The 20,172-nt window shown below is 65.6% G+C and carries 15 protein-coding genes and 1 pseudogene; 6 read left to right on the top strand and 10 right to left on the bottom strand.

The window, feature by feature from the left end; translation table 11 throughout:
- The first annotated feature begins 307 nt into the window (after window positions 1–307).
- From A3CW_RS0118070 to A3CW_RS0118055, 4 genes are all read left to right on the top strand, one after another.
- The gene (locus A3CW_RS0118070) at window positions 308–811 is read left to right on the top strand and encodes a MarR family winged helix-turn-helix transcriptional regulator (RefSeq protein ID WP_028204820.1); all 504 of its coding nucleotides are present in this window, start codon (window positions 308–310) and stop codon (window positions 809–811) included.
- A gap of 89 nt (window positions 812–900) precedes the next feature.
- Window positions 901–2,502, top strand: a complete 1,602-nt coding sequence (locus A3CW_RS46735) for an efflux transporter outer membrane subunit (RefSeq protein ID WP_051481556.1) — start codon at window positions 901–903, stop codon at window positions 2,500–2,502.
- A 65-nt stretch (window positions 2,503–2,567) separates the two neighbouring features.
- Window positions 2,568–3,836: an EmrA/EmrK family multidrug efflux transporter periplasmic adaptor subunit gene (locus tag A3CW_RS0118060; RefSeq protein ID WP_028204819.1), complete on the top strand. Its 1,269-nt coding sequence runs from the start codon at window positions 2,568–2,570 to the stop codon at window positions 3,834–3,836.
- Between the two features lie 110 nt (window positions 3,837–3,946).
- Complete coding sequence (locus A3CW_RS0118055) at window positions 3,947–5,512, top strand: DHA2 family efflux MFS transporter permease subunit (protein WP_028204818.1); 1,566 nt, start codon at window positions 3,947–3,949, stop codon at window positions 5,510–5,512.
- A gap of 105 nt (window positions 5,513–5,617) precedes the next feature.
- Here the strand turns inward: A3CW_RS0118055 and truB are convergent, their stop codons facing one another.
- From truB to A3CW_RS0118010, 9 genes are all read right to left on the bottom strand, one after another.
- Window positions 5,618–6,601 carry a tRNA pseudouridine(55) synthase TruB gene (truB, locus tag A3CW_RS0118050; protein WP_028204817.1) on the bottom strand — a complete coding sequence of 328 codons (984 nt, stop codon included), beginning with the start codon at window positions 6,599–6,601 and terminating at the stop codon, window positions 5,618–5,620.
- 8 nt (window positions 6,602–6,609) lie between these two features.
- The gene (rbfA, locus tag A3CW_RS0118045; RefSeq protein WP_028204816.1) at window positions 6,610–6,975 is read right to left on the bottom strand and encodes a 30S ribosome-binding factor RbfA; all 366 of its coding nucleotides are present in this window, start codon (window positions 6,973–6,975) and stop codon (window positions 6,610–6,612) included.
- A gap of 163 nt (window positions 6,976–7,138) precedes the next feature.
- Window positions 7,139–10,096 carry a translation initiation factor IF-2 gene (gene infB / locus A3CW_RS0118040; RefSeq protein WP_028204815.1) on the bottom strand — a complete coding sequence of 986 codons (2,958 nt, stop codon included), beginning with the start codon at window positions 10,094–10,096 and terminating at the stop codon, window positions 7,139–7,141.
- A 155-nt stretch (window positions 10,097–10,251) separates the two neighbouring features.
- Complete coding sequence (gene nusA, locus A3CW_RS0118035) at window positions 10,252–11,727, bottom strand: transcription termination factor NusA (RefSeq protein WP_028204814.1); 1,476 nt, start codon at window positions 11,725–11,727, stop codon at window positions 10,252–10,254.
- On the bottom strand, window positions 11,724–12,182 hold the full coding sequence (rimP, locus tag A3CW_RS0118030) for a ribosome maturation factor RimP (protein WP_028204813.1): 459 nt from the start codon (window positions 12,180–12,182) through the stop codon (window positions 11,724–11,726). Before rimP ends, nusA begins: the two co-directional genes overlap by 4 nt.
- Before the next feature lie 495 nt (window positions 12,183–12,677).
- Complete coding sequence (rluB, locus tag A3CW_RS0118025) at window positions 12,678–14,471, bottom strand: 23S rRNA pseudouridine(2605) synthase RluB (protein ID WP_028204812.1); 1,794 nt, start codon at window positions 14,469–14,471, stop codon at window positions 12,678–12,680.
- Between the two features lie 61 nt (window positions 14,472–14,532).
- On the bottom strand, window positions 14,533–15,504 hold the full coding sequence (gene scpB, locus A3CW_RS0118020; RefSeq protein ID WP_028204811.1) for an SMC-Scp complex subunit ScpB: 972 nt from the start codon (window positions 15,502–15,504) through the stop codon (window positions 14,533–14,535).
- A gap of 358 nt (window positions 15,505–15,862) precedes the next feature.
- Complete coding sequence (locus A3CW_RS0118015; protein WP_028204810.1) at window positions 15,863–17,062, bottom strand: pyridoxal phosphate-dependent aminotransferase; 1,200 nt, start codon at window positions 17,060–17,062, stop codon at window positions 15,863–15,865.
- Window positions 17,063–17,158: 96 nt separating this feature from the next.
- Window positions 17,159–18,061, bottom strand: a complete 903-nt coding sequence (locus tag A3CW_RS0118010) for a LysR family transcriptional regulator (protein ID WP_028204809.1) — start codon at window positions 18,059–18,061, stop codon at window positions 17,159–17,161.
- Window positions 18,062–18,486: 425 nt separating this feature from the next.
- On the opposite strand from A3CW_RS0118010, the pseudogene A3CW_RS0118005 reads away from it, so the two are divergent.
- Window positions 18,487–18,882, top strand: a pseudogene (locus tag A3CW_RS0118005) (transposase); the annotation flags it as partial.
- Window positions 18,883–19,170: 288 nt separating this feature from the next.
- Window positions 19,171–19,458: a hypothetical protein gene (locus A3CW_RS0118000; protein ID WP_028204807.1), complete on the top strand. Its 288-nt coding sequence runs from the start codon at window positions 19,171–19,173 to the stop codon at window positions 19,456–19,458.
- 238 nt (window positions 19,459–19,696) lie between these two features.
- Here the strand turns inward: A3CW_RS0118000 and A3CW_RS0117995 are convergent, their stop codons facing one another.
- Window positions 19,697–20,011: a hypothetical protein gene (locus A3CW_RS0117995; RefSeq protein ID WP_028204806.1), complete on the bottom strand. Its 315-nt coding sequence runs from the start codon at window positions 20,009–20,011 to the stop codon at window positions 19,697–19,699.
- Window positions 20,012–20,172 lie beyond the last annotated feature (161 nt).

Genomic DNA, 20,172 nt, shown 5'->3' with positions numbered 1-20,172 from the left:
CAATTCAGCATCGCTGCGATGACGCACTTTTGGGAACCTGAAATTGTAGCACGCGCAGATGAATTGATCTTGCGCATATAAGGGGGCACCCTGGATCGGGGTGGCCGGCGTCGCAACGGCGCAACGCGGGCAAAGATGTAACGGGCGCCGCGGCGCGCCGTCCACGCCGTATTTTCTCATGCCCATGGGGCCGGATTAAGCCCCTACTCTGCAAAGGTTTCTCGGCAAAGGCAGAATAAACCTTGCCGCGTCAACTAACCGCCCCTATAATCCCTGCCTGGTCAACCATTGCAGTCGCAGCAGAATCATGACGGATCCGACTCCCACGCCCCCGCCCGAAGTTCGCGACTACGACCTCGGCGAAAGCGTCGGCTACCTGATCTCGCGGGTGAAATCGACCATGTCGAACATGGTCACCCAGCGCGCCGTCGCCGAACTCGGCGTTACGAGCCAGCAGGCCAGCATCCTCTTTATGGTGGCGACCGGCAAATGCACACTCGCGGCCGAACTCGCCCGCGAGTACGGCATCGACGCGAGCGCCGTCACACGCCTGGTCGACCGGCTGGAGAAGCGCGGGCTCCTGAAGCGCGTGCGCAGCTCCGAAGACCGCCGCGCGGTACGCCTCGCGCTCACACCCGAGGGCCTTGCCATCGCCGCGCGCATGCCGGCGATTTTCCGCAGCGTCACGGAGCATCTCTCCGCCGGATTCACGCCTGAGGAAGTCGGCTTCCTGAAGAGCATGTTGCGGCGGATCCTTTCGAATAGCTGCGAAGCTAGCCAGAGTTCGAACCCGAATCCGTCCGAGAATTGATGACGGGGCAAGCAAATTTGAAATCGCCGAACAAGAAAATAGCTGCATCGTCCAGTATCACCACACACTCTCACGCATCGAGACGAGCAATGAAATCCCAAACCGAGTTTGCGCCTGTTCCGGCCGTGCGGGCACTGTCCTGCCGGGCGGCGGTCGCCGCCGCGGTCGCGGCGCTCGCCCTTGCGGGTTGCGCGAACTACATCGGCATCAAGAGCGACAAGACCATCGATCAGCCGCAGCAGTTCGAAAGCTCGCAGAGCATTCCGTCGCAAGGCGGCCAGTGGCCGACGCTCGACTGGGCGAACCAGTTCGGCGACCCGCAGTTGCCCAAACTGATCGATGAGGCGCTCGAAGGCAGCCCGAGCATCGCTCAGGCGCAGGCGCGCCTCGCCAAGGCGTCGTCGTATATCGAAACCTCGCGCTCGGCGCTCTTCCCGAAGGCCAACCTGAGCTATTCGTGGACCCGCGAGCTGTACTCGGCCAACGCCCTTTTCCCGCCCCCGTACGGCGGCACCTGGTATAGCGAGAACAACGTGCTCGCCAGCGCCTCGTGGGATCTGGACCTCTGGGGCAAGAACCGCCAGCGCCTCGCGCAAGCGGTTTCCACGCAGCGTGCCGCCGAGGCGGACATGCAGCAGGCGCGCATCACGCTCGCCTCGTCGGTTGCGCGCACGTACAACCAGCTCGCCCAGCTCTACGAGCTGCGCGACATCGCCGTGCACGAGATCGACAACCGCAAGACCATCGGTACGATCACGGACGGCCGCGTGGTGGCGGGCCTCGACACCAACGTCGAGAAACAGACCGCGAACGGCAACATCGCGACGAGCCAGGCGAACCTCTCGCAGATCGACGGCCAGATCGAATCCGTGCGCTATCAGCTCGGCGCGCTGCTCGGCAAGGGCCCGGACCGCGGCCTGCAAATCGCGCAACCGGTGCTCAACCCGGTCGCCAACGTCGCCCTGCCCGACAACCTGCCCGCCGACCTGCTCGCGCGCCGCCCCGACATCGTCGCCGCGCGCTGGCAGGTGGAAGCCGCGATGCACGACGTGAAGGAAGCCAAGGCCGAGTTCTATCCCGACGTGAACCTCGCAGCCGGCTTCGGCTTCGACGCGTTCGGCTGGGGCAAATTCCTGAACTTCACGAGCCGCCAGATGAATATCGGCCCGGCCGTGCACTTGCCGCTCTTCGACGCGGGCGCGTTGCGCGCGCAACTGAAGGGCCGCTACGCCGACTTCGAGCTCGATGTGGCGAACTACAACCAGACGCTCATCGGCGCGTTCCAGGACGTGGCGACCAACGTGTCGACGATCCACTCGGCCGACAGGCAACTGGTGGACGCCGATCGCGCGCTCGACGCGTCGACCAAGGCCTGGCAGCTCGCGGTAATCCGCTACAAGGCGGGACTCTCCGAGCAGCTTCAGGTGCTCACCGCCGACCAGAACCGCCTCGCCGCGGAGCAGACGGTGTCGAACCTGAAGGCGCAGCGCCGCGACCAGCAGATGGCGCTCATCAAGTCGCTTGGCGGCGGCTTCGAAGCGCAAGGCGCGGGGCTCACGCCGCCCGCCGAAGTCGGCAGCGAAGCACGCGGCCAGAGCGACGTGAACGGCGCCCCGTGGCGCGGTACGCGCTCGCCGCAGAACGCGGCGGCATCGACGAGCGCGGCCAACGCTGCGCCTGCGTCGAATTGAGCGCCGGGCAGCACACGAACATCAAAAACTGAACGAACAGCACGCAAGCATCCGGAGATCCTTCCATGAGCACCCCCCAGCAGCCGGCGGCCAATCCGCAGCCGAACGCGAACAGCGGCAAGCGCAAGCGCATGATGACGCTGCTTGTCCTCGTGATCGTGATTGCAGCCGTTGCATACGGCCTGTACTACTTCCTCGTCGCGCGCTTTACCGAAAGCACGGACGACGCCTACGTGAACGGCAACGTCGTACAGATCACGCCGCAGGTCACCGGCACGGTGATCGCACTGAAAGCGGACGATACGCAAACGGTGAACGTCGGCGACCCGCTCGTGCTGCTCGACCCGGCCGACGCGCGCGTCACGCTCGAGCAAACGGAAGCGCAGCTCGCGCAGACGGTGCGCCAGGTGCGCGGCCTCTTCGCCGACGACAGCCAGTACGAAGCGCAAGTCGCGCAGCGTCAGTCCGACCTCTCGCGTGCGCAGGACGACCTGCGCCGCCGCATGCAGGTCGCGCAGACGGGCGCCGTCTCGCAGGAAGAGATTTCGCACGCCCGCGACGCCGTGCGCAGTGCCGAAGCCGCGCTCGAAGCCTCGCAGCAGCAGCTCGCCGCGAACCGCGCGCTGACCGCGAACACCACCATCGCCAATCACCCGAACGTGGAGGCCGCCGCCGCCAAGGTGCGCGACGCCTATCTGGCGAATGCGCGCAACACGCTGCCCGCGCCCGTTACCGGCTACGTGGCCAAGCGCTCGGTGCAGGTGGGCCAGCGCGTCTCGCCGGGCAATCCGCTGATGTCGGTGGTGCCGCTGAACTCGCTGTGGGTCGACGCCAACTTCAAGGAAGTGCAGCTCAAGCACATGCGCATCGGCCAGCCGGTCGAGATGACGGCCGACGTGTATGGCTCGTCGGTCGTCTATCACGGCAAGGTGGTGGGCTTCTCGGCGGGCACGGGCTCGGCCTTCTCGCTGCTGCCCGCGCAGAACGCGACGGGTAACTGGATCAAGGTGGTGCAGCGCCTGCCAGTGCGTATCTCGCTCGATCCCGAAGACCTGCAGAAGCACCCGCTGCGTATCGGCCTCTCGATGCAGGTGGACGTGAGCATCCGCAACGATTCGGGCTCGCAGCTCGGCAATGCGCAGAACACCGTCTACGAGACCGATGTGTTCGCCAAGTACGGCGCAGAAGCCGATGCGGAAATCGCGCGCATCATCGCCGAAAACGCCGGTCCGAATGCGCACAAGGCGGCTAGCAACAACGCCAGCAGCGCGACCGGCAACGCAGCCGCCAAGGCGCAGGTGTCGTCCGCTCACTCGGCGAAGCCGGGCGCGTAAGGCTGATCGAAGCCCTGATAAAAGCACTCGCAAGCGCCGGCGCGGGCTGATCCTCAGCCCGCGCCGCTTTGCTTCGTGTTGCCTCAAACAGGTCAACAAGAAAGGACGCAATGGCAGCAGCACAACAACCCGTCGCACATCCGCCGCTACAGGGCGCGCAACTCGTGATCGGCACCATCGCGGTGTCGCTCGCGGTGTTCATGAACGTGCTCGACACCTCGATCGCGAACGTGTCGATCCCGTCGATCTCGGGCGACCTCGGCGTGTCGTCGGACCAGGGCACGTGGGTCATCACTTCGTTCGCGGTGGCCAACGCGATTTCGGTGCCGCTCACGGGCTGGCTCACCGACCGCATCGGCCAGGTGCGCCTCTTCATGGCGTCGATCATCCTGTTCGTGATCTCGTCGTGGATGTGCGGCCTCGCACCCACGCTGCCCATCCTGCTCGCCTCGCGCGTGCTGCAAGGCGCCGTGGCCGGCCCGATGATCCCGCTTTCGCAAACGCTGCTGCTCGCGAGCTATCCGCGCGCGAAGGCGCCCATGGCGCTCTCGATGTGGTCGATGACCACACTGATCGCGCCGGTAGCCGGCCCGATTCTTGGCGGCTGGATCTCGGACAACATTTCGTGGCCGTGGATTTTCTACGTGAACATCCCCGTTGGCATCATCGCGGCGCTCGCCACGTGGATGATCTTCCGCAATCGTGATTCGGTCGTGAAGAAGGCGCCGATCGACGGCGTGGGTCTTGCGCTCCTCATCATCTGGGTGGGCTCGCTGCAGGTGATGCTCGACAAGGGCAAGGACCTCGACTGGTTCTCGTCCACCACGGTCGTCGTGCTGGCGCTCACCGCCGTGATCGCATTCGCGTTCTTCGTGGTGTGGGAGCTGACCGCGGATCACCCTGTGGTCGACCTGTCGCTCTTCGCGCGGCGCAATTTCACGGGAGGCACGATTGCGCTTTCGGTGGGCTACGGGCTGTATTTCGGCAATCTCGTGCTGCTGCCGCTGTGGCTGCAAACCACGCTCGGCTACACCGCAACGGACGCGGGACTCGTGATGGCGCCGGTGGGCTTCTTCGCCATCCTGCTCTCGCCCATTACGGGCAAGATCCTGCCGCGCACCGACCCGCGCTATATCGCGACGACAGCCTTCATCGTGTTCGCACTATGCTTCTGGATGCGCTCGCAATACACGACAGGCGTGGACACGTGGGCGCTCACGCTGCCTACGCTCATTCAGGGCATCGGCATGGCGGGTCTGTTCATTCCACTCGTGTCCATCACGCTTTCGGGGCTGCCGGGCAGCCGTATCCCCGCGGCGTCCGGCCTGTCGAACTTCGTGCGGATCATGTGCGGCGGTATCGGCACGTCGATCTTCGAGACGGCGTGGGATCACCGCACGACGTTTCACCACGCGCGCCTGAACGAAGTGGCCACGCCGACCAACCCGGTCTTCAACCAGTCGATGCAGCAATTCCAGGGCGCGGGTCTCGATCCTTCGCAGGCGCATGGGCTCTTCGACCGGATGCTCTCGCAGCAGGCCGCGCAGCTCGGTGTGAACGACCTGTTCTGGATTTCCTCGATGATCTTCATCGTGCTGATCGCACTCATCTGGATCACGCGGCCCGAGCGTGCCGGCGGTGCGGACGCGGGTGCAGCGGCTTCGGCAGCGCACTGAGGTTGATGCGCTAGCGCTCGCGGGTGTCCATAGCAAAACGGCACGTCCGGTTGTTCACCGGCGTGCCGTTTTTGTTTTTGCGCTCCTGGCGCGGTGCGAGTACGCTCAGGCCGCGCCGCTGACCACTAGCCGCTCCGGCGCAAGCACGCCGTTCGCGGCCTTCGCGACACCGAGCAAGCGCCCATCTTCCGCGTACACGCGCACGCGCCCGGCCGCTTCGCAAACCGCGCGATCGAGCACCAGCTCGTTGAGCGGCAAGCGCTGGCCATGCGTGAAGCGGCGCGCCGCTTCCGCGTCGAGCGTGACGGCGGGGAACGTGGAGAGCAGCGCATCGACGGGGCGCAGCCAGGTGTCGCGCTCGGGCTCGTCGGCGGCCGTGAGCGCGTCGAGCGTCACCGCATGCTCGAGCGTGAGCGCGCCCACACCCGTACGCCGCAGCATCACGAGATGCGCGCCGCAGCCAAGCGCCTCGCCGATATCTTCGGCAAGCGTGCGGATGTACGTGCCCTTGCTGCAGGTCACGCGAAACGTCACCTCGGGAACCTCGGGAAGCGCACAGGCGATCATCTCCAGCGCAAGGATCTTCACCTCGCGCCCTTCGCGCTCGACCGTCTGGCCCGCACGCGCATATTCATAGAGCGGCTTGCCGTCGCGCTTGAGCGCCGAATACATCGGCGGCACCTGCACGATGTCGCCGAGGAAGCGCGTCATCGCCTCACGCACGGCGGCTTCGTCGCAGCTGACCTCGCGCGTTTCGATCGCCTCGCCTTCGGCGTCGCCGGTGGCCGTGCGAATGCCGAGGCGCATGGTCGCCTCATAGGTCTTGTCGGCTTCGAGCAGATCCTGCGAAAACTTGGTCGCCTCGCCAAAGCACAGCGGCAGCAGGCCCGACGCGAGCGGGTCGAGCGTGCCGGTGTGGCCGGCCTTCTTCACGCGGTACAGACGCTTCGCACGAATCAACGCGTCGTTGCTGGACAGGCCAACGGGCTTGTCCAGCAGCAGCACGCCGTCGAGCAGGCGGCGCGGGACTTTCGGTCGCGCCGCGTCAGATCGCTGCCCGCCATGATTCTGTTTCGATGATGCAGTCATTGCCCGCGTCAGTCGTCCTTCGCGCGCGTGGCGTTCGCCTCGTCGATCAGGCGCGACATCTCGACACCCTTCTCGACCGACTGGTCATAGTGGAAATGCAGCGTCGGCACCGTGTGAATGTGCAGGCGCTTGAAGAGCTGGTTGTGCAGATGGCCTGCGGCGTGATTGAGCGCTTCCTGCGTGGTCTTCGGGTCGCCCGTGAGGGTCGTGAAGTAGACTTTGGCGTGCGCGTAGTCGGGCGTGAGTTCGACGCTCTGGATCGTCACGAGCCCAATTCGGGGGTCCTTCACTTCGCGCAGCAACTCAGACAGATCGCGCTGGATCTGATCCGCGATCTGCACGTTGCGATTCGGGGAAGTACGTTTTTTCGGCATGATGGTTCCACCTCTTTATCTGCGAGGCATTCAGGCGGCGTTGCGTCCACGAAGGCGCACACGACCGCGCAAAAAACAAAACGGGCGGGGCTGGCCAGCGCCTGCCCCGCCCGTTATCGGCCAAGCGGGCAACCCTGAAGGTCTGCCCGCGGGCGCCGCTGTATTACAGCGTACGCGCGACTTCGGTGATCTCGAACACTTCGAACTGATCGCCTTCGACGATGTCGCTGAAGTTCTTGATCGACATACCGCACTCGAAGCCTTGCTTGACTTCCTTGACGTCGTCCTTGAAGCGCTTGAGCGAGTCGAGTTCGCCGGTATGGATGACCACGTTGTTGCGGATCACGCGCACCGACGACGAACGCTTGACGAAACCGTCCGTGACCATACAACCCGCAATCAGTCCGACCTTCGGCACGCGAATCACCTGACGCACCTCGGCCATGCCCGTGACTGTCTCGCGCTTCTCCGGCGCCAGCATGCCCGACATCGCCGCCTTCACCTCATCCACTGCGTCATAGATGATGTTGTAGTAGCGGATGTCGATGCCATTCGCCTCGGCAACCTTACGCGCCTGCGCATCTGCACGCGTATTGAAGCCGATGATGACCGCCTTCGAAGCCGTTGCCAGGTTGACGTCCGACTCGCTGATCGCACCGACCGCGCTGTGCACGATCTGCACGCGCACTTCGCTGGTCGACAGTTTGAGCAGCGATTGCACCAGCGCTTCCTGCGAACCCTGCACGTCCGCCTTGACGATGAGCGGCAGGTTCTGCACTTCGCCTTCGCCCATCTGCTCGAGCATGTTTTCGAGCTTCGCGGCCTGCTGCTTCGCCAGCTTGACGTCGCGGAACTTGCCTTGACGGAACATGGCGATTTCACGCGCCTTGCGATCGTCCGGCAGCACGATGACTTCTTCGCCCGCGCCCGGCACTTCCGAAAGACCCTGGATCTCGACCGGAATCGACGGGCCCGCTTCCTTCGTGGGCTTGCCGGTTTCGTCGAGCATCGCGCGCACGCGGCCGTAGGCGCTGCCAGCGAGCACGACGTCGCCACGGTTCAGCGTGCCGGACTGGACGAGGATCGTTGCAACCGGACCCTTACCCTTGTCGAGCTTCGCTTCGATCACGAGACCCTTGGCCGGCGCTACGACAGGTGCAGTCAGTTCCAGCACTTCAGCCTGCAGCAGCACGTTTTCGAGCAGATCGTCGATGCCCGCGCCGGTTTTCGCCGACACCGGCACGAACGGCGAGTCGCCGCCGTACTCTTCCGGCACGACGCCTTCTGCGACGAGCTCCTGCTTCACGCGCTCGAGATTCGCGTCCGGCTTGTCGATCTTGTTGATCGCCACGACGAGCGGCACGCCCGCAGCCTTGGCGTGCGCGATCGCTTCCTTCGTTTGCGGCATCACGCCGTCGTCGGCTGCGACCACCAGAATAACGATGTCGGTTGCCTTCGCACCGCGAGCACGCATGGCCGTAAAGGCCTCGTGACCCGGCGTGTCGAGGAACGTGATGACGCCACGCGGCGTTTCGACGTGGTAAGCGCCGATGTGCTGCGTAATGCCGCCCGCTTCGCCAGCGGCAACCTTGGCGCGGCGGATGTAGTCGAGCAGCGACGTCTTGCCGTGGTCGACGTGACCCATGACCGTGACGACCGGCGGACGCGGCAGCTGCTCGGCGTCCGTAGCCGTGCCCTGACCTTCGACCAGCAGCGCTTCCGGATCGTCGAGCTTCGCGGCGACCGCACGGTGGCCGAGTTCCTCGACGATGATCATCGCCGTTTCCTGGTCGAGCATCTGGTTGATGGTGACCATCTGGCCCATCTTCATCATCACCTTGATGACTTCCGATGCCTTCACGGACATCTTGTGCGCGAGGTCGGCCACCGTGATGGTTTCCGGCACGTGCACTTCACGCACGATCGGCTCGGTCGGCGCCTGGAACGTCGAAGCGTCCTGGTGACGGCCACGGCCCTTCGGGCCGCCGCGCCAGCCGCGGTCCACGCCGCCCGACGAGTCGCCGCGCGTCTTGATACCACGGCGCTTGGCCGCGTCGTCCTGCCAGCCGCCCTTGCCTGCGCCCGGCTTCTTGTTGCGGTCGCCCGCGCCGGCACCCGGCGCGCTCGTCGAAGGCGCGGCCGTCGTGGCCGGCTTCTTCGCCGCGGCGCCTGCACCGGTCGGACGGGCCGGAGCACCTTCCGGACGGGCCGGCTTGTGCAGCGTGCCCTTCGCTTCGGCCGGCTTGGCCGGCGGCTCGACGGGCTTGGGCGGCTCGGGCGCCTTCACCTGCGCCTTGCGCGGCGTGTTCATCATTTCGCGGATCGCGCGCGCTTCGGCTTCGGCAGCCGCACGGCGGCGGGCGATCTCGTCCTGTTCCTTCTGCGCCTTTTCGGCGGCTTCGCGTGCGGCGGCTTCGGCCTTCTGGGCCGCTTCGCGCTGCGCGGCGCGCTCGGCTGCAGCGCGCTGTTCTTCTTGCTGATCCTGCGCTTGCTTCACTTCTTTCGCTTCCGCTTCGGCATTGCGCTGCGCAGCCACGGCCTGAGCGGCCAGCTCGCGAGCGGCGGCATCGGCCGAAGCCTTCTTCTTTGCAGCTTCTTCTTCGGCACGGCGGCGCTCGGCCTCGGCGGCCTCTTCGCGCGAACGGCGCTCCGACTCTTCACGCGCGAGCAGTTCCTGGCGCTCCTTGAGCTCCAGGGCCTGACGCTCGAGCAGTTCTGCCTCGCGGCGCGCTTCTTCCTCGCGGCGCTGCAGCTCCGCCTCTTCGGCGGCAGCGGCTGCGTCGGCTGCATGATTCGATGCATCCGCTTCACCGGCGGACTCGTCGCGGCGGACGAACGTGCGCTTCTTGCGCACCTCGACCTGAATGGTGCGTGCCTTACCCGTCGAATCGGACTGCTTGATCTCCGACGTATGCCGTTTCGTCAGCGTGATCTTGCGCTTGTCTGCATCAGTCGAGCCGTGAGACTTGCGCAAGTGATCGAGCAGACGTGCCTTGTCGGTCTCCGACAAGGCATCGCTCTCGCTCGCTTTCGTGACGCCCGCCGCCTGCAGCTGCTCGAGCAGCACGCCGGCAGGCATCTTCAGTTCCGCGGCAAATTGGGCTACGTTGTTACTCGCCATTCATTCCTCTTAATGCAAGGACCGATTCCTTGCGGTTGACATCGGGTCATGCGGCCTTCGGTGCCTCGCGTTCTGCAAGGCTCCGCCGCGTTCAGTTCAGTGGGTCATGGTCGCTTCCTGCTCGTCGCGCCCTGATGCAGTTTCCCGTCGGCGGGTTACTGGAACCAGTGCTCACGTGCCTTCATGATCAACGCCTTGGCGGCGTCCTCTTCCATTCCCGTCATTTCGACCAGCTCGTCCACGGCCAGCTCGGCGAGCTCGTCGCGGGTGTGAACTTCATGCTGCGCCAGTTTCGCGAGCAGGTCCGGGTCGATACCGTCCAGACTCTTGAGGTCCAGCGCGGCGCTTTCCACCTTCTCCTCGTTCGCGATCGCCTGCGTGAGCAGCGCGTCGCGAGCGCGGTTGCGCAGCTCGTGCACGGTGTCCTCGTCGAACGCCTCGATTTCCAGCATTTCGTTGAGCGGCACGTAGGCGATCTCTTCGAGGCTCGTGAAGCCTTCGTCGATCAGGATGTCGGCGACTTCCTCATCCACGTCGAGACGCGCCATAAACAGGTCGCGCAGCACCGTGCGCTCCTGATTCTGCTTTTGCGCAGATTCGTCCGGCGTCATGATATTGATTTGCCAGCCGGTCAGCTCGCTGGCGAGACGCACGTTCTGGCCGCTACGGCCGATCGCGACTGCGAGTTCGCTCTCGTCGACCACGACGTCCATCGCGTGCTTTTCCTCGTCGACGACGATCGACTGCACGGCAGCCGGCGCGAGCGCGCCGATCACGAACTGGGCGGGATCTTCCGACCATAGCACGATGTCGACGTTTTCGCCACCGAGCTCGTTGCGCACGGCCTGCACGCGCGAACCGCGGATGCCGACGCAGGTCCCGATCGGATCGATGCGCTTGTCGTAAGCCACCACGCCGATCTTGGCGCGTACACCCGGATCGCGCGCCGCCGCCTTGATCTCGAGAAGGCCCTGTTCGATTTCGGGCACTTCCATTTCGAACAGCTTCATCAGGAACTCGGGCGCCGTGCGCGAGAGTTCGATCTGCGGGCCGCGCGCGGTGCGGTCGACCTTGCCGATCCAGGCGCGCACGCGGTCGCCCACGCGCAGGTTTTCCTTCGGAATCAGCTGGTCGCGGCGCAGCAGCGCTTCCACACGACCGGATTCGACGATGAAGTTGCCCTTGTCCATGCGCTTGACCGTACCGGTCATGATGCTTTCGCCGCGCTCGAGGAAGTCGTTCAGGATCTGTTCGCGCTCGGCGTCGCGCACCTTCTGCAGGATGACCTGCTTGGCGGCCTGTGCGCCGATACGGCCGAACTCGACCGAAGCTACCGGCTGCTCGACGAAGCCGTCGATCTGCGCTTCCGGGTCTTGCTCGCGCGCTTCGAACAGCAGGATTTCCTGGTCCGGCTCCTGCAAGCCCGCCTCGTCCGGCACGACGCGCCAGCGGCGGAACGTTTCGTGTTCGCCGCTTTCGCGATCGATATGCACGCGGATATCCGCATCCTCGTCGAAGAGTTTCTTGGAGGCCGACGCAAGCGCCGCTTCAAGGGCGGCGAACACCACGTCCTTGTCGACATTCTTCTCGCGTGCCAGCGCATCCACCAGCATCAACACTTCGCGACTCATTGTTTGCGGCTCCTAAAGTCAACTTTGGGGACAAGGCGTGCTTTGTCGATGTCCGCGAGCGTGAAATCGAGCATCGCAGGACCCGCCTTCCCTTCGAATTCCAGACCGATGGATTCGCCTTCGGGAGCATGCACGATGCCCCGGTACGATTTCCGTCCGTCTAATGGCTTTTTCAACGTGATTACCGCTTCGCAGCCTGCGAAGCGTTCGAAGTCCGCCAGTTTTTTCAGCGGACGGTCGAGACCCGGCGACGAAACCTCGAGTCGCTCGTAGTCGATGTTCTCGACCGTCAGAACGTGCTGCAGCTGACGCGTGACCTTCTCGCAGTCCTCGATCGCGATCCCCGCGGGCTGATCGATGAAGATGGTCAGCATGCCGCGCCCGGTGCGCTCGAGGTCGACCAGCTCGTAACCGAGCCCGGTGACCGTGGTTTCAATCAGTTCCGTCAGTTGCACAATGCCCACTCCAGATGTTCTGCGCAGCGGGCCAGCAACTTCCTTCGCTCTAATTCTTGCTTCGCTAGGGATTCGCGGGCCGCGCGCCAGGTGAGCGCGCGCGCTTCTCACCTACCTGCCCCACGATGACGAACGACCTGGCGCGTTGGTGACTTTAGACGCCCCCAAATTGACAATGCCGAACGTGAAACGTCGGCATTTTGGTAACCAGTTTGGGGCGAACCAAAAAAAAAATGGGCGAAACGCCCATCTTCTCACTTAGCCAGGTGGTCGCACCTGGGGCGCAAATAACAGCCGCACGCCCAGCGACTTTGTGATTCTAGCCTTTTTTACACATTAACGCAAATCACGGGTCAAGCCGGAGCAGCCTTTTACCGTTATTTATGGGCTCGCAAGGGGATTTTCCGGTGTTTTGCGCGCTAACCACGCGTATCGCCGCCGTTGCGTAGCCGCGACGTCCGCCGCATGGCGCGGCCAGGCGTCGCGCCATGCGGGTCAATGCCCGCGAGTGCGGTTGCGCGGCGTGCCACGCTGGCCGCCACGGCTGTTGCCGCCCGCGCGGTTGCCACTGGAGTTGGCATTGCCGCCGTTGCCGGCACCGCTGCGGCGATTCCCGTTGGCATTGCCGCCCGCACGCTTGCCCTGCGCGCCCTGCGCGCCGGGTGCACGGTTGCCGTCGACCTCACGGCCGCCTGCACGGTTGCCGCCACGGCCGCCGAAGCCGGAGCCCGCGCCGAAATTGCCATGACCGGCGCCCGCGCCGCCGCCGAAACCGCCCGCCGCGCCGCGCCGTCCCTGGCCCTGGCCCTGACGCGGCTGACCCATCGCACCGTGCGAGCTCAGCACCGGCTCGCGGTTGATGAAGCCCATCGACGTCTGCATCGGATCGGGCTGGCGACGCTCCTGCTCCTTGCCGCCACGACCGCCTTTCTCTTCGCTCGGCGCCTTCAGGCCGACCGCTGCCATCAGCGCGCGCACCTCATTGTCTTCGAGCTCTTCCCAGCGGCCGCGCTTGAGGCCCTTGGGCAGCGCGATCGGGCCGTGGCGCGTGCGGATCAGGCGGCTCACCATCAGGCCCGCTGCCTCGAACATCCGGCGCACTTCGCGGTTACGCCCTTCGGCCAGCGCGACGTGATACCAGTGATTCGTGCCTTCGCCGCCGCCGTCGCGGATGCGCAGGAAACTCGCGGGGCCGTCCTCGAGCTCGACGCCCTTGAGCAGCTTCTGGCGATTACCCTCGGTCAACTCGCCCACGACGCGCACGGCATATTCGCGCTCCACGCTGTAGCGCGGGTGCATGAAACGGTTGGCCAGGTCCCCCGAGGTGGTCAGCATCAGCAGACCTTCGGTGTTGAAGTCCAGACGGCCGACAGCCAGCCACTTCGCCGTTTTCATCGGCGGCAGGCGGTCGAACACCGACGGACGGCCTTCCGGATCGGCGTGGCTCACAATTTCGCCGGTCGGCTTGTGATAGATCAGCACGCGCGGCGGCTTGTTCTGCAGCTTGCGCTTGATGGGCTTGCCATTGATGCGGACCTGGTCGGTCGGCAGAATGCGCTGGCCGATGTGCGCGGGCTCGCCGTTCACCGAGACGCGCCCGGCGATGATCAGCTCTTCCATGTCGCGGCGCGAGCCCATGCCCGCATCCGCCAGCACCTTGTGGAGCTTGGGCGCGTCGTCGTCCGGGCTCAGCACGCGCTTGGGCTGCTGGGCACGGCCGCGGCGCAGCATCGGTGCGTGCACGCCCGAACTGGCGCCGTTGTCGGCGTCGAACGCCGGCGACGTCACGTAGAGGAACAGGTCGTCCTGCGTGGACTCGCCCGCGGCGGCTGCCGGCTGGCTTTCGCCTCGGCCCTGGCCCTGACCTTGGCCCTTCTGGCGTTTGCCCGCGCCTTGCTGGCGCTCGCCCTGCTGGCGTTCGCCTCGACGCTCACCCTGAGCGGCGGCGCCCGTGTTCTGGCGGCGGGCCGGCTTCTTCGCGCCTGCGTCCTTGCGCGGTGCGCGCCCGGCGGGAGCGCGCTCAGCCGCCGCTTCCGGCGCGGCAGCAGGCGTTTCGGACGCGTCGGCGCCTTCCGCGCCTTCGGCGGACTTTGCCTTCGCGCCCGCGCGGCGGCGCGCGATCAGGCTGCGCGGCCCGCGGCGCAGGCCGCGGCGTGGGCGCTCTTCGCCCTCGCCGCCCTGTGCTTCGCCTTCGACCTGCGAAGCACGCGTGTCGTCGTCGCGCGCGGAGGACGCGCGGCGCGCGGATTCAGACGCGTCGGTCGAATCGGTGTCGTGGATATCAGTCAAAACAACCTCAAATGTCAGGTTGCGCGCCCGCTTGCGGGGCGCGTCAAAAATGCTTGTTGCTTCAGATGCCGCGTCGTGCGGCTTCGTCGTCCGTCGTTGAGACGGGGTCGTCCTGCGCCGCGTCGCGGCGGTCTTCGTGTTCTTCTTCGCCCGCCGCATCTGCTGCGTGCGCGGCATCCTGCGCGTGAGTGTCCGGGGCTAGCCCGTCCTGCGCGAGGCTTGTTTCTTCAGGTACCGCTTCGCCCGAGGCATCGGCTGCGTATGCAACGTCTGCGCCTGCCGCCTCGTGCGTTTGTTCCGTCGCGTGCGTCTCGTACGCTGCGCTTTCGGGCTGTGCGGGCGTTTCGACGCCCGACGTTTCGACGCCCGACGCTTCGCCCTCGGCTACCAGCGTCAGCGCATCTTCCGCGCCCGCTGCTTCGGTGACCGCCTCGGGCTGGCCTTCCGCGACGAACTGCGCCGCGGCGCTATCGGGAAACTCGATCGCATGCTGCGCAAGCAGTTGCTCCCCGAACTGGCCCGACGGATCGTCGAGCGGCGGCAATTCGTCGAGCGACTTCAGTCCGAGATCGTCGAGAAACTCCCGTGTCGTTGCATAGAGCGCCGGGCGGCCCGGCACGTCACGATGACCGATGACTTCGATCCAGTTACGGTCCTCGAGCTGTTTGACGACCTGCGTGTTGACCGTGACGCCGCGAATTTCCTCGATGTCGCCGCGCGTGACCGGCTGCCGGTACGCGATGATCGCGAGTGTTTCGAGGACCGCGCGCGAATAGCGCGGCGGCTTTTCGGGATGCAACCGGTCAAGGTACGTCCGCATGGCGGGCTTGCTCTGAAAGCGCCAGCCCGACGCGAGCCCCACCAGCTCGACGCCGCGCCCGGACCATTCATGCCGCAGGTCTTCGAGCAGGTTGCGGACCGTGTCGGCCGAAATGTCGTCGGCAAACAGTTTGCGCAGTTCGCCGATCTTCAACGGCTCCTGCGTGCAGATCAATGCAGTCTCGAGGACGATTTTCGCCTCTTGGGTATTCATGCAGCCAGGTCAGACCCTAAGTAAGGTAAATCAGGTTCAAGGAACCGGATCAGACAGACGAAAGACGATATGGAACTGGAGACGCGCTCGCCCGATTCTGATCGGTCATATTGATGGGAGCACGCACCGGGGGGTCGAAATTCAGGCAAGAGCCAGACCCAGCCGGAGGGAGCCGCGAAATTCCCGCAGGGATTCGCTTGACTGAGCGCCATATTACGCAAAAACGCTGGGTGCGTAAAGACGCCATTCCGCATGAGCGGCCTCATTTTAATCCGGGCCCCGCCATCGCTTTATGTGCGCTCGCGCCACACGGCCGCATGGCGCGGCGCATGCCGGCCCTACGCACGCCCGTGCCGGCTCAATACGCTCGCACCGCCTCCAGATAGCGCGCGAGTCGCTCGACGCCTGCGTCGAGCCGCGCCGGATCGCACGCATAGCACCAGCGCACGAAGCCTTCCCCTTGCGGTCCGAACGCGCTGCCCGGCGCGAGCCCGAGGCCTGCGTCGCGTACCAGCGCCTTGCACAGCTCGAGGCTATTCTGCGCGCCTGCCAGCCGGAAAAAGAGGTACATCGCGCCGTGTGGCACCTTCACGTCGACGCCGGGCAGTTTCGCGAGCGCCGCTGCGAGGTGGTCGCGTGAGGCGCGCAGATCGGCCACCAGCGCGCGCGTGAACGGCTCGCCGTGCTCGACAGCCGCAATGCCGGCCTGCTGCACGAACGAGGGCGCGCACGAGGTGTTGTACTCGACCAGCTTGCCGAGATCGTCGGTCAAGGTGCGCGGCACGACCATCCAGCCGAGCCGCCAGCCGGTCATGAGCCAGGCCTTCGAAAACGAATTGACGCAGATCAGGCGCTCGTCGCGCGACGCGATATCGAGGAATGAGGGCGCGGTGCGCTCACTCGCGTCGCCGTAATAAAGGCGCTCGTAGACCTCGTCGGCGACGATCCAGATGCCGAGACGCCGGCAATGCTCGAGCACCGCACGCTGCTGGTCGCGCGTCATCACCCAGCCGGTCGGATTGTTCGGCGAGTTGATCATGAGCAGGCGCGTCCCGGGCGTGAGCGCCGCCAGCAGCCGGTCGAGATCGAGCGTCCAGCCGCGCTCGCCGTAGCTCAAAGCGACCGTCTCGACCGTGGCGCCGAGGATCTTCGGGATTTCGACGAGGTTCGGCCACAGCGGGGTCACCGCCACCACCCGGTCGCCCGCGCCGACGACGAGCTGCGCCGCGAGCATCAGCGCGTTGACGCCGGCGCTCGTGACCGCCACGTTGTCCACCGACGTCGCGCCGTGCAGTTCGCTCACGTAGCGCGCGAGCGATTCGCGCAGCGGCGCGATGCCGAGGTTGTGCGTATAGAACGTGTCGCCGCGCCCCAGCGCCTCGGCGGCCGCCTCGCGGATGAACGGCGGCGTCACGCGGTCCGACTCGCCGAACCAGAACGGCAGCACGTCGGGAACGCCGAAGCCGGCGTTCGCCACTTCGCGGATCTGCGACGAGCGCAACGCACGCACTGCTTCACGCGGCAGGGAGATGGAGGACGACGGGTCGAAATCGCTCATCGGGGTTCCGGGTGGCACAGAATGTGGGAAAACATGGAGTGTAGCGCGCGGCCCCGCGCGATGAGGATCGCGCCTGCAAGCGTCAGCGCAGCGGCTTCAGCGTTGCGCTTCGGGCTGGCCGGCAAGTTGACGGATCAGCGACCAGACGGCTTCGGCGGCAGGCGAAAGCGAGCGGTCCCGCCGCCGCACGAGCTCGACGGTGCGCTCCGCGCGCGGCACGAGCGGCCGCGCAAGCAGGGGCGCGCCCGCCGGCACCGGCAGCGCGAGCCAGGGCAGCACGCTGATGCCCACGCCCGCCTCGACGAGGCCGAAGACCGTGGCCGGATGACCCAGCTCCTGCACCACGCGTGCGCGCACGCCCTGCTCGCTCATCACGGCGTCGATGAGCGGGCGGCTGCCCGAGGCGTAGTCCAGCATCACCAGACGCTCGCCGTCCAGCTCCTTCCACGGGACTTCCTGGCTCAACGCGAGCGCGTGATCGCCGCGCACGACCACGCAGAACGAGTCCGTGGTCAGGCATTCCGTTTCGAGATCCTCAGCGGCAAAGGGTCCGATGATGACACCGAAGTCCACCTCGCCCGAGCGGATCTTGCGGACGACGTCGCTCTGCACGTCGTCGCGCAATCCAAGCGTAATGTAGGGAAACTGCCGCCCGCACGCGGCAACGACCTGAGGCATCAAGCGGCACGCGACCGTCGGACTGGCCGCCACGACGACGCGGCCGCGCCGTTGCTCGCCGATCTCGCGAATCTCGCGCAAGGCGTCGTCGAGATCGTTGAGCAGGCGCGGAATGCTCGCGATCAGGTTCGCGCCGACATCGGTGAGCTGCACCTCGCGCGTGGTCCGGTCGACGAGCTTCACGCCAATCTCGGCTTCGAGCTCGCGCACGCAGCGGCTCACCGCAGACTGCGTGAGCCCGATTTCGTCCCCTGCCCGGCTAAAACTCTGCAGCCGGGCGACCTCGATGAACACCCGCAACTGCCGCAGCGTCACATTCATCCACTCGCCTCATGAATTGTCCGTTTTCATGCAATTCTATGCCGGACACCCACTGTTACGGGTCGATGACCCTCACTGCCCATTGTTCGCCGCAATGCAGCAATACGGCGCAAACGCACGTCGGACGGGCTTGCCTGCACAAGATTGGTGATTCTCCCGATTTTCTCGATAAGTGTTTTCGAGTCTTATACGCCCCTGGCAATCTCCCGCGCGGGCTTGGCGCCACGCGGCTTCAAGACGAGAACGTACGTGCTGGCACGGTTTTCGCATTAAGGCACGCACAGGTTCGATGGACGTACCGGAAGCATGGAGTCCGGGACGATCCAGCCGGGCCCGCCTGGTACTCCGGCATCCGGCCGGGAGTACATGAAGAGTGCGCAGCGCGGGGCAGCGCACCGGAGATAGCTTCGCTGAGGTGAAACATGATGCTGTTCGACGATTTGAGAGACAACGAATGGGCGCTGGTCGAGGCGTTGTTCTGTGCCGAACCGGCACGGAGCGAACGGCGCGGACGGCCTCGCGTCGAAGCGCGTGCTGTGGTCAACGCGGTGCTCTGGGTGCTTTCGACGGGTGAGGGCTGGTCCAAGCTGCCGGGCCGCTACCCCTCGCCGCCGACTTGCCGCCGTCGTTTCGACGAGTGGCAGGCAGACGGCACGCTTGCAGAGATCGTCAAGCGGCTTAGCACGAGCGGACGTGAAATTTCGCTGCGCGGCCGTATCGGCGCCACGGCGACCAAGCCGCCGGCGCCGCCCAGCCGTGATCGCCTGCGCGGCGCGTTCTGGACCAATCCGGAATCGTGGCGCGCGCCGGTCAAGATGGCCTGAGCCACGCTTCACTTGCTTTTCCGCCGGGCGCCTCGTGCGCCCGGCGTGTTTTTCTCTGACTCCTTCCGCATTTCGCGGTCAGTGCAGACTGCTTTCCGGTCATGCGCCAATAGCGCCGCCCCTCTCCAGCCGATGCAGGCTGCATCGACATTGCTGCGTCCGCAACCAGACGACCGGCACCGCGCGATACATCTCTTTACCAATATTTACAGCGCGCTTTCGCGGCTGACGTTAGCTTAGGAGCATGTCCACTAACGTCAAGCAACCGGATTGACGGGAACCACCATGAAATCCATGAACCTGCACATTCGGGGCATCATGGTTTCGCTGTCCACCCTCGCCCTCTTCGCGCCAACGGCCTCGTTCGTGTCGTTCAGCGCCGCGGCCCAGCCGCCGCATGCCTCCGCACCGACATGGTCGATATCGCGCACCGGCGCGCGCGCCATGCCGCCCGTAGCGCCTGGCCCGAACGCGGGCAAGCCGCCCGTGCCGCGCGGCGACTTGCGCGGCGACATTGCGGACAATGCCCGCCGCAGCGCGCCGCAGAAGCAGGAACCGACGCAACGCCGGTAAGCCGGCCAGCGAAACACCATCGAGGGGACGGCCGGAACCGATGAAAGCGCCGCGATGACGGGCGCCGGCAAGACCGCCCGGCACGTCGCGGCTCAGCATATACCCTGCCCCGGGGAACCACCGCGCTTCATGTGCGGTCTACCCTTACGCCATCAAGCACAGCGTGGCAGCAGTAATTCCGGTAAGCCCGTATCTTTCGATGCGGGCTTTTTTTTGGCGGGACTAAGAGGATTCAGCGCTACTGGCTGGCTTCGAGGCCGGATTGGGGCACGCGCTCCGCGACGTAGTCGGCCACGCGATGCGCGCTCCACTGCAGCGTGCGCTCGTCGCGTGCGAGCCGGGCGAATTCGGCGCGGCCGCGATCGGTCAGCACCGCGATATCGACCGGCGCATGAAAACCCGGCGCCGGCGCAACCGTGCGCTGCCGGACGATGTCCATCATGCCGAGATCGCGCAAATACTGGAACACTTCAGGACGACGCGCCCACGGGACCTGCCGATACTGCACCCGCCTCAGCGCTTCGAGTACTGCTTCGTTGGAATACGTGGTCATCTCACTTCTTTCTTAAAATGCAGTCCTGCGATCATTGAGCCTCGCGCGGGCCGGCTGCGGCGCAATGCGGACCTGAGAACGGCGCGGACTGTGCCCTGGCGGGCCCACGCGCCCCATCCGTGCGCTGTGCAGCGGCAGGGACTGCAGGTTATCCGGGCCCC

The organism is Paraburkholderia nodosa DSM 21604, from assembly GCF_000519185.1.
Classification (GTDB): domain Bacteria; phylum Pseudomonadota; class Gammaproteobacteria; order Burkholderiales; family Burkholderiaceae; genus Paraburkholderia; species Paraburkholderia nodosa.
Note: the sequence above shows the minus strand (reverse complement) of the source record. Positions and strands in the feature narration are given on the sequence as shown.

Coding starts and splice junctions, on each gene's coding strand:
- A3CW_RS0118010 (WP_028204809.1), bottom strand. CDS start 18,061: ATGAATGTGACGCTGCGGCAGTTGCGGGTGTTCATCGAGGTCGCCCGG.
- A3CW_RS0118055 (WP_028204818.1), top strand. CDS start 3,947: ATGGCAGCAGCACAACAACCCGTCGCACATCCGCCGCTACAGGGCGCG.
- A3CW_RS0118015 (WP_028204810.1), bottom strand. CDS start 17,062: ATGAGCGATTTCGACCCGTCGTCCTCCATCTCCCTGCCGCGTGAAGCA.
- A3CW_RS0118000 (WP_028204807.1), top strand. CDS start 19,171: ATGAAATCCATGAACCTGCACATTCGGGGCATCATGGTTTCGCTGTCC.
- infB (WP_028204815.1), bottom strand. CDS start 10,096: ATGGCGAGTAACAACGTAGCCCAATTTGCCGCGGAACTGAAGATGCCT.
- truB (WP_028204817.1), bottom strand. CDS start 6,601: ATGACTGCATCATCGAAACAGAATCATGGCGGGCAGCGATCTGACGCG.
- nusA (WP_028204814.1), bottom strand. CDS start 11,727: ATGAGTCGCGAAGTGTTGATGCTGGTGGATGCGCTGGCACGCGAGAAG.
- A3CW_RS0118070 (WP_028204820.1), top strand. CDS start 308: ATGACGGATCCGACTCCCACGCCCCCGCCCGAAGTTCGCGACTACGAC.
- rbfA (WP_028204816.1), bottom strand. CDS start 6,975: ATGCCGAAAAAACGTACTTCCCCGAATCGCAACGTGCAGATCGCGGAT.
- A3CW_RS0118060 (WP_028204819.1), top strand. CDS start 2,568: ATGAGCACCCCCCAGCAGCCGGCGGCCAATCCGCAGCCGAACGCGAAC.
- A3CW_RS46735 (WP_051481556.1), top strand. CDS start 901: ATGAAATCCCAAACCGAGTTTGCGCCTGTTCCGGCCGTGCGGGCACTG.
- scpB (WP_028204811.1), bottom strand. CDS start 15,504: ATGAATACCCAAGAGGCGAAAATCGTCCTCGAGACTGCATTGATCTGC.
- A3CW_RS0117995 (WP_028204806.1), bottom strand. CDS start 20,011: ATGACCACGTATTCCAACGAAGCAGTACTCGAAGCGCTGAGGCGGGTG.